Source organism: uncultured Aquitalea sp. (assembly GCF_945957525.1).
GTDB lineage: Bacteria > Pseudomonadota > Gammaproteobacteria > Burkholderiales > Chromobacteriaceae > Aquitalea.
Window position 1 is genome coordinate 33,648 of sequence record NZ_CAMFLA010000010.1, and the last position, 15,685, is coordinate 49,332.

Annotated in this window: 16 protein-coding genes; 3 read left to right on the plus strand and 13 right to left on the minus strand. The window is 61.8% G+C overall.

The genetic code is table 11. The features are described from left to right. Window positions 1-118 precede the first annotated feature (118 nt). The 9 genes from corA to Q0P52_RS11180 form a co-directional block, all read right to left on the minus strand. Entirely contained in the window at window positions 119-1,192 is a 1,074-nt protein-coding gene (gene corA / locus Q0P52_RS11140) for a magnesium/cobalt transporter CorA (RefSeq protein ID WP_293762426.1), read from the minus strand. Next, a complete protein-coding gene (gene ppx, locus Q0P52_RS11145) occupies window positions 1,189-2,682 on the minus strand; it encodes an exopolyphosphatase (RefSeq protein ID WP_293762423.1) in 1,494 nt (497 codons plus the stop codon). Before ppx ends, corA begins: the two co-directional genes overlap by 4 nt. Window positions 2,683-2,824: 142 nt before the next feature. After that, window positions 2,825-3,529, minus strand: a complete 705-nt coding sequence (gene phoU, locus Q0P52_RS11150; protein ID WP_293762420.1) for a phosphate signaling complex protein PhoU — start codon at window positions 3,527-3,529, stop codon at window positions 2,825-2,827. Between the two features lie 283 nt (window positions 3,530-3,812). Beyond that, entirely contained in the window at window positions 3,813-4,472 is a 660-nt protein-coding gene (rpiA, locus tag Q0P52_RS11155) for a ribose-5-phosphate isomerase RpiA (RefSeq protein WP_293762417.1), read from the minus strand. Between the two features lie 107 nt (window positions 4,473-4,579). Then, the gene (gene ispF / locus Q0P52_RS11160; RefSeq protein WP_293762415.1) at window positions 4,580-5,056 is read right to left on the minus strand and encodes a 2-C-methyl-D-erythritol 2,4-cyclodiphosphate synthase; all 477 of its coding nucleotides are present in this window, start codon (window positions 5,054-5,056) and stop codon (window positions 4,580-4,582) included. 2 nt (window positions 5,057-5,058) lie between these two features. Then, window positions 5,059-5,742 (minus strand): 2-C-methyl-D-erythritol 4-phosphate cytidylyltransferase, encoded by a 684-nt coding sequence (ispD, locus tag Q0P52_RS11165; RefSeq protein ID WP_293762412.1) that lies wholly within the window; start codon window positions 5,740-5,742, stop codon window positions 5,059-5,061. Further along, window positions 5,739-6,461 carry a DNA polymerase III subunit epsilon gene (gene dnaQ, locus Q0P52_RS11170; RefSeq protein ID WP_293762410.1) on the minus strand — a complete coding sequence of 241 codons (723 nt, stop codon included), beginning with the start codon at window positions 6,459-6,461 and terminating at the stop codon, window positions 5,739-5,741. The genes ispD and dnaQ overlap by 4 nt, the downstream gene beginning before the upstream one ends. Before the next feature lie 59 nt (window positions 6,462-6,520). Then, on the minus strand, window positions 6,521-6,973 hold the full coding sequence (gene rnhA, locus Q0P52_RS11175; protein ID WP_293762407.1) for a ribonuclease HI: 453 nt from the start codon (window positions 6,971-6,973) through the stop codon (window positions 6,521-6,523). A 112-nt stretch (window positions 6,974-7,085) separates the two neighbouring features. Beyond that, window positions 7,086-7,850 (minus strand): methyltransferase domain-containing protein, encoded by a 765-nt coding sequence (locus tag Q0P52_RS11180; RefSeq protein ID WP_293762404.1) that lies wholly within the window; start codon window positions 7,848-7,850, stop codon window positions 7,086-7,088. A gap of 21 nt (window positions 7,851-7,871) precedes the next feature. Here Q0P52_RS11180 and gloB point away from each other — a divergent pair, with 21 nt between their 5' ends. Both gloB and Q0P52_RS11190 read left to right on the plus strand, forming a co-directional pair. Then, a complete protein-coding gene (gloB, locus tag Q0P52_RS11185) occupies window positions 7,872-8,630 on the plus strand; it encodes a hydroxyacylglutathione hydrolase (protein ID WP_293762402.1) in 759 nt (252 codons plus the stop codon). Between the two features lie 293 nt (window positions 8,631-8,923). Beyond that, the gene (locus Q0P52_RS11190; protein WP_293762401.1) at window positions 8,924-10,822 is read left to right on the plus strand and encodes a LysM peptidoglycan-binding domain-containing protein; all 1,899 of its coding nucleotides are present in this window, start codon (window positions 8,924-8,926) and stop codon (window positions 10,820-10,822) included. A gap of 120 nt (window positions 10,823-10,942) precedes the next feature. On the opposite strand, the gene Q0P52_RS11195 is transcribed toward Q0P52_RS11190, so the two are convergent. Both Q0P52_RS11195 and dtd read right to left on the minus strand, forming a co-directional pair. Then, complete coding sequence (locus tag Q0P52_RS11195) at window positions 10,943-12,022, minus strand: FUSC family protein (RefSeq protein ID WP_293762399.1); 1,080 nt, start codon at window positions 12,020-12,022, stop codon at window positions 10,943-10,945. Between the two features lie 2 nt (window positions 12,023-12,024). Continuing rightward, window positions 12,025-12,477 (minus strand): D-aminoacyl-tRNA deacylase, encoded by a 453-nt coding sequence (gene dtd, locus Q0P52_RS11200; RefSeq protein ID WP_293762395.1) that lies wholly within the window; start codon window positions 12,475-12,477, stop codon window positions 12,025-12,027. 94 nt (window positions 12,478-12,571) lie between these two features. Between dtd and yaaA the strand changes: the two genes are divergently transcribed. Beyond that, window positions 12,572-13,348, plus strand: coding sequence for a peroxide stress protein YaaA (gene yaaA / locus Q0P52_RS11205; protein ID WP_293762393.1), 777 nt, complete (start codon window positions 12,572-12,574; stop codon window positions 13,346-13,348). Here yaaA and Q0P52_RS11210 read toward each other — a convergent pair. Further along, entirely contained in the window at window positions 13,282-14,640 is a 1,359-nt protein-coding gene (locus Q0P52_RS11210) for an alpha/beta fold hydrolase (RefSeq protein ID WP_293762390.1), read from the minus strand. The two genes, yaaA and Q0P52_RS11210, sit on opposite strands and share 67 nt — an antisense overlap. A gap of 3 nt (window positions 14,641-14,643) precedes the next feature. Further along, complete coding sequence (locus Q0P52_RS11215; RefSeq protein WP_293762388.1) at window positions 14,644-15,642, minus strand: 2-hydroxyacid dehydrogenase; 999 nt, start codon at window positions 15,640-15,642, stop codon at window positions 14,644-14,646. Window positions 15,643-15,685: the final 43 nt, after the last annotated feature.

The window sequence follows — 15,685 nt, forward strand, 5'->3', positions numbered from 1 at the left end:
GATCTCCTTGCGATGATTATATACCCCGCAGGGGTATGCGAAGCAAGCTTGAAAAAAGTTGGCCGAAGCCATTGCTTCGGCCAACCTTGCAGAGAATGTCCGTCGCTCTCGCCTGCGGCTAAAACCAGCGCCGCAACCGGAACCACCAGCCCAGGCCACCGGCAATACTGAGCATGAGGCACAGTACCGCGAAATAGCCGTAATGCCATTTCAGCTCCGGCATGAATTCGAAATTCATGCCGTAGATGCCGGCAATCAGCGTCAGCGGCATGAAAATCATGGTGATCACGGTCAGCACCCGCATCTGCAGGTTCAGCCGGTGCGACTGGGTGGAGAGATAGAGGTCCAGCATGTCGCCCACCATTTCCCGCGACATTTCCAGCGATTCGATGACGTGCATGGTGTGATCGTAAACGTCCCGCAGATACACCACGGTTTCGCTGCGGAAGAAACCGTAGTCGCCGCGCGTGAGCGACAGCAGGATTTCCCGCAAAGGCATGATGGAGCGGCGCAGCTTCAGGCAATCATGCTTCAGTCGCTGGATCAGCGACAGCACACCCTGCTCTCTACCATGCAACAACTGTTGGTCGGTGCGTTCCACATGCTCGGTAAACTGGGCCAGCACGCCGAAATAATCATCCACCACCGCGTCTATCAGCGAATAGGCCAGATAATCCGCGCCGCGCTCGCGAATCTGCCCGCGCTGCTTGCGCAGACGGTCCCGCACCGGCTCGAACACCCCGGTGGGTTGCTCCTGGAAAGTCAGCACAAACTGCTTGCCTATCACCAGATAAACCTGGTCGTAGCGCAGCCTGCCATCCTTGGGCGAAAAGTCGAACACCCGCGTCGCCATGAAAAGGTAGTCGCCGTAGTCTTCGATCTTGGGGCGCTGGCGTGCATTGAGGATGTCCTCCATCACCAGCGGATGCAGATGAAAACGCTCGCCGATGGCGCGCATGGCGGCCGGGTCGTGCAGACCGTAGACATTGAGCCAGCGCACCGGCAGATCCGGCCGCCAGGCCATGCCTTCCTCGATGGTGGCGAATGTGGTTTCCTTCAGCGCGTCCGGGCCGTACTCGATAAAGGCCACCGTGGCCTCCTCCACCTTGCGCTGGCCGATGGGAATCAGGCTGCCCGGCGCTTCGCCCAGCGAGGGAGATCGCGTCTTGACGCTAGCGTGGCGGCCGCTCAAGCCTGTACGACCTCAAGCTGGAAACCGACATTCTTCCACTGCCCTACTTCCTGGCGGAAAGCGCTGGCGGTGAGCGGGTTCTGCTTGAGCCAGCCCGCGCTGACCGTCAGGGCAAAACCGCTGGAGCTGGGTTTGAGATCCAGCTTTTCCGGCAACACCACGGCGCGGCGGTTGCGGGCAAACAGTACCGCCAGACGCAGCGACACCACGGCCTGCCACAATGCCGCGTCCTGCACGTATTGCACCATCTTGCCCATGTCGCCGCGATGGCCCAGCACAATGGTGGCCAGGGAAGCCTGCTCGCGTTTGGAAAAGCCCGGCATGTCGGCGTTTTGCAGGATGTACGCGGAGTGTTTGTGATAGGCGGTATGGGCGATGGTCAGGCCGATTTCATGCAGACGAGCCGCCCACAACAGCCGCTTGAGCATGTCCTGATCCACGTCTTCGCCGGCCACCATCCGGTAGAAGCGTTCGGCCAAGCCCTGTACGCGCTCGGACTGCTGCGCGTCCACGTGGTAACGGCGCTTGAACAGCAGCACGGTGCTTTCGCGCATGTCCTTTTCACGCTGGCGGCCCAAGAGGTCGTACAGCACGCCGTCGCGCAGCGCGCCCTCGGCCACTGTCATTTTGCTGACGCCCAGCTCTTCAAAAATGGCGATCATGATGGCCAGGCCACCCGGCAACACCGGCACGCGATCGGTTTTTAGACCGTTGAGATTGACGTTCTTGAGGTTCTCGCGGCGCAGTAGTTCGGCGCGCAGCTTCTCCATGCCGTCCAGCGTGATGTCGGAAGACGACCAGTCGTTGATCTCCAGAATGTCGCGCAAGGAACGGGCGGTGCCCGAGGTGCCTACGGCCAGCTGCCATTCATCCGGCGTGTAATCGTGGGCAATGCGCTGGATTTCATTGCGCGCCGCCAGAATCGCGTCGGCGAAGTTGGTTTTGGTGAGCTTGCCTTCCTTGAAAAAACGCAGGCTGTAGCTGACACAACCCAGCGGCAGGCTTTCGGTCACATGGGCCTTGTACTGGCTGCCGATGATGAATTCGGTCGAGCCGCCGCCGATGTCCACTACCAGACGGCGTTCCTTGGTGGCCGGCAGCGAATGCGCGGCGCCGATGTAGATCAGGCGGGCCTCTTCGCGGCCGGCGATGATTTCAATGGGGAAACCCAGCAAGGCCTCGGCGCGGGTGATGAAGTCCGCCGAGTTCTTGGCTACCCGCAAGGTATTGGTGCCGACGATGCGCACTTGCGCCGGGGAAAATCCGCGCAGACGTTCGCCGAAGCGGGCCATGCAGGCCAGCGCGCGTTCGATGGTGTCGTCGTCGAGATATTTGTCCGCAGTCAGGCCGGCGCCCAGACGCACGGTCTCTTTCATGGCGTCCAGCGGGTAAAGCTGGTCTTCCACCACGCGGGATACTTGCAAACGAAAGGTATTGGAGCCGAGATCGACAGTGGCGAGTACGTCAGGCGGGGTCAGGGGCGTAGTCAAGGGCAACCCTTTTCCTAATTCTTGTTTGCTGCGGACCCGGGCCTGGCCGGCGGCCGATCCGCCGCATGAAGTGAGATGGGGTAAAACAAAAAGGCGGCAACACCGGGATGTTACCGCCTTTGCGCGATCAGGTCATCGGCTATCAATCGCCGAGCGTGGCCTGCTTGAGGTCTTCCAGTGTGGTGTGGCGGATATCCTTGCCCTTCACCAGATACACCACGTATTCGGAAATGTTCTTGGAGTGATCGCCGATGCGCTCCACGGCCTTGGAAATGAACAGAGTGTCGATGGACATGCTGATGGTGCGCGGGTCTTCCATCATGAAAGTGATCAGCTGACGCAGTTCGGCGGCGAAGTCTTCGTCCAGACGGCGATCCTCCTCCGCCAGCTCAAAAGCGGCGGAGTGGTCCAGACGGGCGAAGGAATCCAGCGCGCGGCGCAGCATGGCGGTGGCCACTTCGGCCATCTTGCGGATCTCGCGGAAGCGCGGCATCTGGTAGCGCTCGGACTGATAGATGGTCTTGCCCATGCGCGCGATCTTCTGCGCTTCGTCGCCGATGCGTTCCAGATCGGTAATCACCTTGATCACGGTGAACACGATGCGCAGGTCGCTGGCGGCCGGCTGGCGGCGCGCGATGATGTGCAGGCAGGCATCGTCGATGCTCACCTCCATGGCGTTCACCAGCGCGTCTTCGGCGATCACCTTGTCGAACTTGGCGATGTCGCCGCTCATCAGCGCGTCGATGGCAGACAGGATCTGTTGTTCCACCAGACCGCCCATCTGCAATACGCGGGTGCGGATGGTTTCCAGTTCCATGTCAAATTGCTTGGAGATGTGTTCTGCCATGTCTGCCTCATCAGAAAAAGCGGATTGCCTGAGAATCCGTAAGCTTACGGCCACTCAATGACAGCCGTGTGACAGTTAATCATAAAGACCTTCGGCCAACCTTTTCGCAGAGGTTGGCCGAAGCGTCAAGACAAGAGCGCTGCCCGGCTGCGGCCTTTACCCGCCGTTTGGCGCCGCCGGCAACAGCTCGCGAAGCCCCGGAGCCAAGGCGCGCCAACGCAGGCAGTGCCTAGCGCGCCACCCAGGAGGCGCAACGCAGGATCAGGGGCTTTGCCAGCGGGTGTTAGCGAATCACCTCTACGCCGCTCTGACGCCCCAGCACCAGCACGTCGGCACGGCGGCGGGCGAACAGACCGCAGGTCACCACGCCGGCAATGTGATTGATGGCTTCTTCCAGCTCCACCGGCTTCATGATTTCCAGGCCATGCACATCCAGGATGCAGTTGCCGTTGTCGGTCACTACGCCCTGGCGCAGTTCCGGATGGCCGCCCAGGGCCACCAGTTGGCGGGCGACCGAGCTGCGCGCCATGGGAATGACTTCCACCGGCAGCGGAAACTTGCCCAGTTTGAGCACGTACTTGCTCTCGTCGGCGATGCAGACAAACTGCTCGGCCACGCTGGCGACAATCTTCTCGCGCGTCAGCGCCGCGCCGCCGCCCTTGATCATGTGCAGGTGGTGGTTGATCTCGTCGGCGCCGTCGATGTACACCTCGAATTTCTCCACCTCGTTCAGATCGAACACCGGGATGTGGTGCGCTTTCAGACGCGCAGTAGAGGCTTCCGAGCTGGATACCGCGCCGCGGATGCGGCCCTTGATGCCGGCCAGCTCTTCAATGAACAGGTTGACCGTACTGCCGGTGCCTACGCCGATGATGGCGTCGTCCGGTACGAACTCCAGCGCCTTTTGCGCCACGGCGAGCTTGAGTTGATCCTGGGTCAGCATGGTGTTTCTCCTGTTAGATGCACAACGATGGCGATATCGCCATTATCCCATAATGGTGCGGGCTTTGCCTGAGTCCGGCCCCGAATCAGGCCCGAATCAGGCCCGAATCAGGCCCGGATCAGCAGGCAGACCGCCTGCGCCTCAATGGCTTCGCAGCGCCCGAGATAACCCAGTTTTTCGTTGGTCTTGCCCTTGATGTTGACGGCATCCATCCCGATGCCCAGATCAGCCGCCACCACGGCGCGCATGGCGTCGATATGCGGCGCCAGCTTCGGCCGCTGCGCAATCAGCGTGCTGTCAACATTCACCACGCGCCAGCCGGCAGCCTGCACGCGGGCCACGGCTTCGCGCAGCAGGACGCGGCTGTCCGCGCCGCGAAAACGTTCGTCGGTATCCGGAAAATGGCGGCCGATATCGCCCAGCGCCGCCGCGCCGAACAGAGCGTCGGTAATAGCGTGCAAAAGCGCGTCGGCGTCGGAATGGCCCAGCAGGCCCTTGTCGTGCGGAATGGTCACGCCGCCCAGAATCAGCGGGCGGCCCTCCACCAGTTGGTGAACGTCGTAACCCTGGCCGATGCGGAACATGCTTACTCCTTGCGTGAGGCGAGAATGGCGCGCGCCAGCGCCAGATCCCGCGGATAGGTCACTTTGAAATTCTGCGCGTCGCCCTCCACCAGCCGTGGCTTCATGCCGGCCAGTTCGATGGCGGACGCCTCGTCGGTGATGTCCTCGGTCCTGCCCTTGTCCAGCGCTTCGGCCAACAGGCCGGCACGGAACATCTGCGGCGTCTGCGCCAGCCACAAGCCTTGGCGCGGCACCGTGGCGCTGACGCGGCCATCGCCGTCGGCGCGCTTGACGGTATCCGGCACCGGCAAGGCCAGCAGTCCGCCCACCGCATCGTCGCTCAGTGCGGCCATCAGACGCTCCACCGCCGCCACCGACAGGCAACAGCGGGCGGCATCATGCACCAGCACCCAATCGTCAAGACCGGCGCCCAACGCGCGCAAGCCGTTGCGCACGCTGTCGGCGCGGCTGGCGCCGCCCACACGATGCACGCTCAGCTTGGGCAAATCCCACTGGTAATCGTCAAACCACTCGTCACCCGGCGAAATCACCACCGCTACCTCGTCAATGGCGGCCACTTGCGACAACACGCTCAAGGTGTGCCACATCAGCGGACGGCCATTGAGCTGCAGGTATTGCTTGGGGCTGGGCGCGCCAAAGCGGCTGCCGGAACCGGCAGCCGGCACCAGCGCGATAAAGCGGCTCATGCCTGCCCCTCGGCCGGTGGATTCTCCAGCGTCCGCCACAGGCAAGCGCCTTTCACCGCCTTGTCCAGATCTCCCAGATAGCCTTCGTGCGCCGCCATCTCTTCTTCGGAAGCACGGCGGACAATCAGCGGCTTGCGCTCGAACTGCATGTCGCCGGCGCTGGCCGCGGGCGTTTCCACGTCGATGTCCATCACCAGACTTTCCTGGCCGCGCGTCATCCACAGATACACCTCCGACAGCAGTTCGCAGTCGATCAGCGCGCCGTGCAGGGTACGGTTGGAACGGTCAATCTCGAAGCGGTCGCACAAAGCATCCAGGCTGTTGCGCTTGCCGGGAAACTGATCTCGCGCCATCACCAGCGTATCAGTCACCTCGGCGCACAACGCCTTGATGCGCGGCAGATCCACCCGATCAAACTCGGCATTGAGAAAGCCAACGTCAAAAGGAGCGTTGTGGATGATCAGCTCCGCGTCGCGCAGGAAGTCGGCAATCTGACCGGCCACCTCATGGAAGCGCGGCTTGCCCTGCAGCGACTCCAGCGAAATACCGTGCACGCGCTCGGCGTCCGGGTCGATGTCCCGGTCTGGATGGATATAAAGATGCAGATGCTTGCCGGTGAGCTTGCGGTTGATCATTTCCAGGCCGGCGAATTCGATGATGCGATGGCCCTGATTGGGATCGAGACCGGTGGTTTCGGTATCGAGAATGATCTGTCTCATGGTGTCTTGCCAGAAGAAACAGGCCGACCTTCGGCCAACCTGTGTAATGAAGGAGGAAATCAGCCTAGGGATTCGACGCCGCGATTGGCCAGCTGATCGGCGCGCTCGTTGAACTCATGACCGGCATGGCCCTTCACCCAGCGCCACTCCACCTTGACATGGCGATTGCGCTCGGCGTCCAGCCGCTGCCACAGATCGGCGTTTTTCACCGGCTCCTTGGCGGCGGTTTTCCAGCCCTTGGCTTTCCAGCCGTGAATCCACTCGGAAATGCCTTTTTGCACGTATTGCGAGTCGGTATAGACCACTACTTGGCAGGGGCGATTGAGCGTGGCCAGCGCCTGGATCACCGCCAACAGCTCCATGCGGTTGTTGGTGGTGCCGGGCTCACCGCCGAAGAGCTCTTTTTCCTTGCCGCGAAAGCGCAATAACGCTCCCCAGCCGCCGGGACCGGGATTGCCCTTGCAGGCCCCGTCGCTGTAAATCTCCACTACGTTGTCGTCTTGCGTCGTCATGCTGTCTTCTTGTCGATGCCGCAGGCGCGAACCTGCGGCGACTGTCATTAAAATCGGCTTGGCGCTTTGCGCCGGCGCATCAGGCAAGGCCGATGAACGGCCACGCGGGCACTCAGGCCGCCTTGACCGAATCCACCTTTGGCGTATCGACGGGTTGGCGGTGCGTGGGCTGGCCCTCATTGCCGCCGGCCACAATCAAGCCTTTGGCCGCTTTGGCCGGCTTCCACTTGGGCGTGATCAGCCGCATGCCGCGCTGACGCTTGATCGCCTCTATGCCGTAAACGCCGGCGGCCAGCGGCCACCAGCGATCACCAGCTTCCTCCATAAAACGGAAGCGATCCAGCCATTCGCGGCTGGCAAACGGCGGGGCATACCCCATGAAGGCGCTATTGGCAGGCTCCAGTTCCAGCAGGGTCAGCCAGTCGCGGATGCGCACCGGGGTGAGAAAGTTGCCGCGCCACGGCGTGTCCGCCCGGCCTTGCACCAGCCGGCGCACACCCCACAGCGATACCGGATTGAAACCGGTCATCAGCAAACGCCCCTCTGGCATCAGCACCCGCTCCACCTCGCGCAGCACCTGGTGCGGCTGGGTGGTAAAATCCAGCAAATGCGGCATCACCAGCAGGTCGATGCTGCGGGTTTCGAAAGGCAGTTGCTCGGGCCGGCACAAAATGTGGGCATGATGACCGCTCTCCGCCACCCGGCATTGCCAGGGTATGCGGTTGCATTCAAGGAAATCCACCTCCGGCAGCCCCACCTGCACCGCATGGAAACCGAAGATGTCGGCTGCGGCTCGGTCGAAAAAGGCTTTTTCCCGCTCCAGGAGGTAAGCTCCCAGTTCGGTCGAGGTCAGCCATCTGGCAAACGCTTGCATCATTGAAGGAATCCCGTACCCATCATGTTTACCGTCACTCCCGTCCGGGCATTCGCCGACAATTATATCTGGGTTTTGCGACAGGATACCGGCGCGCTGGCCGTCGACCCCGGCGACGCAGCGCCGCTTATCGCGTATTTGCAGCACAACCGGCTGGCCCTGCAAGGCATTCTGCTCACTCACCATCATGCCGACCACACAGGCGGCATCGCCGAACTGTTGCGCCTGTGGCCCCAGGCAACGGTGTACGGCCCGGCCGGCATCCCTGGCGTGAACGAGCCGGTGATGGATGGCAGCCGCTTCCATTGGAAAGGCGCGCAGTTCGAGGTGATGGCAGTGCCGGGCCATACGCTGGACCATCTCGCCTATCTGGCGGAAGGCAAACTCTTTTGCGGCGATACTCTGTTCGGCGCCGGCTGCGGCCGGGTATTTGAGGGCACGCCGGCAATGATGCGCGATTCGCTGGCCAAGATCGCCGCCCTGCCGGACACCACCCGCTTCTTCCCGGCGCATGAATACACGCTGTCCAATCTTCGCTTCGCCCTGGCCGTAGAGCCCGACAACGAAGAAATTCTGCTGCGGCAAACCGTGGATCAGAAGCAGCGCGCCATGGAATTGCCTACCCTTCCCACCGAACTGGGTCTGGAAAAAACCACCAACCCCTTTTTGCGCTGCCATGTCGACAGCGTGAAAAAATCGGCCGAAGCGAAGGCCGGGCACGCCCTGGCCGACGAGACGGAAGTTTTCACCGTGTTGCGCGAATGGAAAAATCATTTCGCCTGACATGCCGTTCGGCAAAGTCCAGAGGGGGCCACGCCCCCCCGGGCGACAGGTCGCGGCAGCCCCGCCCGATCATTAAAAGTGCATGAAAAGATTTGCTTTTTCCGATTGACACTGCCAGTAGTGGTGTTTAGCATCCCCGAGAATAAGAATTCCGGGCCGGCCAAATGAAAAGAATTACTCCATTGGCACTTTCGTTGTCATTCGCATTTTCCGTTTCATCTTTGGCTCACGCCGATTCTGGGGCATTCCGACAGTCCGTCGGCGTAGACGAAGCCCAGGCCGCGGGTCTGGACATGATGCTTCTCAACTCCAGCCTGCTTCGCAACGGCGACAACGTCTGGGAACGTGCCCGCGAAGGGTTCCAGCTTCCCGAAGTCAACGCCGATATCGTCCGCCGGCAAGAGCGCCTCTACAGCGCGCGCCCGGAAGTCTTCAAGCGCATGGTTGACCGCAGCCGCAAATACCTGTTCCACATCATGAATGAAGTGGAACGTCGCGGCATGCCGACTGAAATCGCTTTTCTGCCTGTCGTGGAAAGCGCCTTCGTGCCTACCGCCACTTCGCCGGTTGGCGCGGCGGGCCTGTGGCAGTTCATGCCGGCCACCGGTCGCCATTACGGTCTGGAGCAAACCTGGTGGTACGACGGCCGCCGCGATGTGGTGGAAGCCACTCGCGCCGCGCTGGACTATCTGGAAAACCTCTACGCCCAGTTCGGCGACTGGAACCTGGCCCTTGCCGCTTACAACTGGGGCGAAGGCAACCTGTCTCGCGCCATCGCGCGCGCGCAGGCCGCCGGCCTTGAGCCAACCTACGAAAACATCAAGATGCCGAATGAAACCCGCAATTACGCTCCCAAGCTGATTGCGGTGCGCAACATTCTGGCCGATCCGGACAAGTACGGCGTCAAGCTGGACAAATTCCCCAACAAGCCCTACTTCGTCGCCGTCTCCACCGGCCGCCATATGGATATCGACGTGGCCGCCAAGATGGCCGGCATGTCGGTAGCCGAGTTCAAGGAACTCAACCCGGCCTTCAACCTGCCTGTGTATGCGCACAAACCGGGTCGCCAGATGCTGGTGCCGGTGGCCAAGGCCGACAAGTTCGATTACAACCTGGAGCACTGGGACAAACCGCTGCTGAGCTGGCAGGTGTACATCCCCTCCGGCGATGAAAGCATCGCCAGCGTGGCCGAGCGCCACGGCATGAGCCAATCCGAACTGCTGGCCGTCAACAAGGTGCGCTCGCGCACATTGAGCGCCGGCCAACCGGTGCTGGTGGCGATGAAGGGCAAGGTCGACGACGCCGCTCCGCTTGAAGCCGGTGATGCCGTCATTGCCGACAAGCCGGCGATCGCGCCGGTCATGGTGGCTGTCGCCAAGACTCCTGAACCGGTCAGCCAGCCGCTCGCAGCAGCCAAACCCGTGGCCGCGCCGTCCCCCATCATGGCTGCCGCGCCGGTGCTGACCGCGCAAGCGCCATCGGCCAAGGCGGCGGAATCCCCAACCCTGATCGCCGCCAGCAACGTAGCGGCCGAGCCCCCCAAACCGGCGACGGCGTCACCGATGTTAGCAGCAGCGCCGGCTCCTGCTGCTGAGCAAACCGTTGCCGTAGCACAAGCGGAAGCCGCCGCCATCAAGCCAGTTGTCAGCGCCGATGTCGTCGTCAAGCCTGCAGCCAAGCCGGTGCTGGTCGCCAAGTCGGAACCAGCCACTCCGCCGTCCACCACTCCGCCAGCCAAACCGCTGGAAGCCCGCCTCGCAGCGGTTAACCCCAATGCCAGCCAGCACACTGTTGCCGGAGGAGATACCCTGTTCAACATCTCCCGCCGCTACAGCCTGACCGTGGCGGAGCTGAAATCCATCAACAATCTGTCCGACGATACCGTCAAGCTGGGGCAGGTGTTGAAGGTGAAGCCGAGCGCCGTCAAGGCTGACACCACCTTGTTGGCCGAAGCGGTTCCCGCCGACGCACCCAGCGCGCAGGATGAGGCCATCGTCAAGGTCAGCGGCGTGCGCGCCCAGGCCACCGGTGCCGTGCCGGCTGAATATGTCGTGCAGCGCGGCGATACCGTATTCAGCATCGCGCGCCGTTTTGGCATCAACCATTCCGACATCCAGCGCTGGAACGATGCCCGCATGCTGGCCAAGCTGCAGCCCGGCCAACGTGTGCGTATCGAGAGCCAGGGGCTGTAAACATTCGTCAGCCCAAAGCAAAAAGCCCGCAATCGCGGGCTTTTTTCATGGTACCGCATCTCTTTCAGAACTCACCCGCCTCACGTGCGGGTCGTAACCTGTTGACAGGTGATGCGCTCGTCAACGCCTAGCATGGCGGCCGACATCACGCCCGAAGCGCTGCATGCGCTTTACCAACTCGCGTGTTGGCGGCTCCACCGCGATCAGCGCCGGCAACAGGGCTTGCAATTGCCCTCTCAGGGTCTCCACCGCCAGATTGAACTCCGACACCAGCCAATGGCAGCTTGACGGTTTCAGCACCACCAGCGGATCGCAGGCTGGCGGCAAGGCTTCGGCCAACAGCGCCGGCTGATTGAACCGCATGGCGTGAGCGGCCCGCATAAGCGTGCGAACGATCAGGCGACGCTGCTGGGCCGCATCGGCCAACGGCGGGGTCTGATGCGCCACCTCCCACATGCGGTCTAGCAAGCTGCACAGACTGCGCTGGCTGCGCTGAATGGCGTCCAGACGCCGGCTGCCGATACCGGACTCTTGCGCCACGGCCGACAGCAGGCCGCGCATGCGCAATAGCCGGCTGTTGAATTGGGCCAATGAATCATCATTGTCCGATATCTCGCGGCGGGATATCCGGCTGTAAAGCAAAGCCGCCTCCCTCAGATTGTCCGCCAGCAGAAAGCGCCAACTATCCATGGCCCGCAACGGCAGAATGGCGGCGGCGGCCAGCCCGATAACAGAACCCGTCAGCACATTGAAACTGCGCCATAGCGCGGCGTCCATCGGCTCGTCCCCCAGCCCGGCCACAATCACCATAGTGAAGCCGGTCAGCAAGGCCAGGTACTCGCCCTTGCCCTGGGCATGCCAGATGCTAAGGGCCACGATCAGCAGCATCCAGCCGTAGAACAGCGACGCGCCAAAAGGCAGCAGCCAGATGGCGGCGAGGCCCGCCAGCGCACCCAGCAAAGACCCCCCCATGCGTTGCAGCGCCTTGCGTCGCACACTGCCCCAATGCGGTACCCCGCCCAATACGATGAGGATGGTCACCAGCATCCAGCTACCATGAGGAATGGCAAAGCACACGTTAAGCGCCAGCCCGCACACAAAGGCCAGCGCCACACGCGCCACATGGATGTGCCTCGCGTAGCGGTCCAGGTAATAAGGGACGATCAGCACCCGCCACGGTCGCTGCCAACGCTTGTCCATGCTTATTCCTGGTTGCGGCTGTCCAGCCAGATGGTGACCGGGCCGTCATTGACCAGCGCCACTTGCATGTCCGCGCCAAACACGCCGGTGGGCACCGGCTTGCCCAGCGCCTCGGCCATGGCGGCGACGAAACGGTCAAACACGGGGGCGGAAATATCGCCGCGAGCCGCCCGGCTGTAGGAGGGCCGGTTTCCCTTGCGCGTGCTGGCAAACAACGTGAACTGGCTTACCGCCAGCACATCGCCACCGCTATCCTGCACCGAGCGGTTCATCACGCCATTCTCGTCATTGAACACCCTCAACTGACTGATCTTGCGCACCAGCCAATCAATGTCCTCGGCGCCATCTGGTTCTTCCACGCCCACTAACAGCAACAATCCGGCGCCGATCCGGCCTACCACGGCCTCATCCACCGTCACGCTGGCGGTCGACACCCGTTGAACAAGTACTCGCATGCCCATATCTCCTGATGAATCCGCCCATTGTAGAACCCGGGCCGCCGACGGTCACGCCGGACGGCAGGCCAGGCCCACCCTCAAGGAATGCTTCATGCTGATGGTTTTGTCGCCGGCCAAGACGCTGGACTACGACACCCCGCCCTTTACCCGCCGCCACACCCTGCCCGATTTTCTCGACCACAGCGCCGAGCTGATCGACACCTTGCGCAGCAAGAGCCCGGCGGAAATCGCCAAACTGATGAGCATCAGCGATGCGCTCGCCGTGCTCAATGTGGGTCGCTATCAGGACTGGCGTGCCGACTTTACGCCCGACAATGCCAAGCAAGCGGTGCTGGCGTTCATGGGCGACGTCTATGAAGGGCTGGACGCCGCCAGTCTGAGCGAAGCGCAGCTGGACTATCTGCAATCCCGCCTGCGCATCCTGTCCGGGCTGTACGGCGCCTTGCGCCCGCTCGACCTGATGCAGCCCTACCGGCTGGAAATGGGTACCCGCCTGCACAACCCGCGCGGCAAGAACCTCTACGAATTCTGGGGCGATATCGTCACCGATGCGCTGAACAAAAGGTTGGCCGAAGACCCGGTACCCGAGCTGGTGAACCTGGCGTCCGAGGAATACTTCAAATCAGTGCGCCCGCGCCGTTTGCAGGCGCGCTTGATTGCGCCGGTTTTCCAGGACTTCAAGAACGGGCAGTACAAGATCATCAGTTTTTACGCCAAGCGCGCACGCGGCCTGATTGCGCGCTGGGCTGCCCTGCATGGCGTGGAACAGGCGGAACAGCTGAAAGACTTCAATCTGGATGGTTATCGCTTTGAACCGACAGCCTCGGATGAGCGGAACTGGGTATTCCGCCGCAAGCTGGTAGGTTGAGCGGCCTCGGCCGGCGTCTCCGCCATCCAGCCATTCAGATCGCGCCAGACAGCTGCGTCGTTGAGAATGCCCACATGTGTGGCATTGTATCCACGCAGCTGATAAGCCTGACGTTGCGCCGCTTCACCCAACTGACTGCGCAGCGGGATGACGGAGTCGCTGGACTCCGCCGACCAACTGTCCGCCCGGTCGTAGGCAAACAAGAGATAGTGCCGGGCGCCGGCGGGCCATGATCGCTCCGCGCCGGATGGCAAGTGAAACAGGCCCTGCAGGAAGTCGCTGCCGGAAGCCATGTCCCGCCAGCTTCTGATCACCGCCGGCGCATGCCGTACCCCCATGGCGGCACGATCATCGCCTGTCCATGGTGTTGCCAGGGTAAACACTTGCCGCACTTTGATCGATGATCCCGATGCGGCCAGATCCAGCAGCATGGATCTGGTCAACAGTCCACCCATACTGTGGGCCACCACAATCATCTGCTTGAAGCGATAACGCACTTGCAGCTCTTGCAGCAGACGACTCAGTATCCGGGCTGAACCCTCTATGGCCAAACCTGACGGATAGGCTGCCGCCCATAGTTGAAAGCGCTTTTTATCAAGATGATCCGCCATCGCGGCAAAATTGCCGGGGGTGCCGTTTATGCCGTGCACCAATAAGACAGGAATACGTCTCGCATCATAAGGCTCGAGAAAATAAATGCCGGCCTTGCCCTGTGTGAGAAAGTCCATTGGCCGCCACAAGCCCTGCGCACCGGTTTGGGCCTCCCAGCGCGCATCACGCAACTGCGTAGACTCACCTCGCGCAAGAACACCTCCCAAGCTGACGGGTTGAGCTCCCGCCTCAGGATGCGCCAGCATCCCTTTCAGTTCCGGGTCTTCAGGCAGGTCGCGCTTCAAATCCAGCGTCAGTCTGTTCAGTACGCCGCCACGCGGACAATTGAACTCCTCCAGATCCTGCACAGCCCCCCACGGCTCACCGGGCTGCCACTGGCCATCGCCGTTCTGATCGCGAAAAGCGATCACCTGGTAGCGACCAGGCTTGGCGTAGAAGGCCCACTGGCCCGGCTTTTCATACCAGGATTGCTCCGCCAGCTCGGCGTCAGCCGCTTCGCCATCGACCAGCCTCACTTTGTACAGCCCCACCGAGATGCTGCCCTTGCCATCACCGGCATCAGCAATCCGACCGCTGATGGTGCATCCTTCCTGCAGCAAAGCCTGCTGCCGGGCGACCTCTTTAAAAGCGCAACCGCCCAGCGATATCAACACCAGAAACGTTGGTAGGAGAACCCGCATCAATCAGCCCTGGCTCACTTTGTTCGGCAAGGCCTCGCCCCGCTCATAGGCGCTGGCGTTGCCCAGCGTGGTTTCCGCGATATTGGCCAAGGCCTCGCGAGTAAGAAAACCCTGGTGCGAGGTGATCAACACATTGGGGAAGGTCAGCAGCCGGGCCAGTTGGTCGTCTTCCAATCCCACCTCCGAGCGGTTTTCGAAGAACACGCCCTCTTCCATCTCGTATACATCCAGCCCCACGCCGGCCAGCCGGCCGTCCTTGAGCGCGGCGATCAGCGCCGAGGTTTCCACCAGCGCGCCGCGACTGGTATTGATCAGTACCGCGCCGCGTTTCATGCCGGGCAAGGAATAGGCGTTGATCATGTGGCGGGTTTCGGCCGTCAGCGGCAAATGCAGGCTGACAATATCAGCGCCGGCCAGCAAGGTAGGCAGGTCGACATAATCAAAACCCAGTTTTTCCGCCAACGCCGGTTGCGGATATAAATCGAAAGCCTGCACCTTCATGCCGAAGCCTTTGGCGATGCTAATGGCGGCCTGACCGATACGGCCGGTTCCTACCACGCCGAAGGTTTTGCCATGCAAGTCAAAGCCCACCAGCCCGTCAAGCGAGAAATCCATCTCGCGCACCCGCACATAAGACTTGTGAATGCGCCGCACCACCGCCAGCAGCAAGGCAAAGGCGTGCTCAGCCACGGCATGGGGGGAGTAAGCCGGCACCCGGGTAACGGTAATGCCGTGCTGCTGACAGGCGGCCAGATCAACGCCATTGAAGCCGGCGCAGCGCAGCGTCACCAGCTTGACGCCGCGCGCTGCCAGACTGGCCACCACCTCAGCATCAAGCCGGTCGTTGACGAAGGGACAGACCGCGTCGACGTCATGCACCAGGTCCAGCGTCTCGCGATTCAGCCTGGGTTCGAAATACACCATCTCGTGGCCAAAACGCCGGTTGGCTTCATCCAGTGCATGCTGGTCATAGTTTTTGGTATCAAAGACGGCGATGCGCATCGACAACTCTCCTGAGAAACATGGCTGCAGTATAAACCGGGCC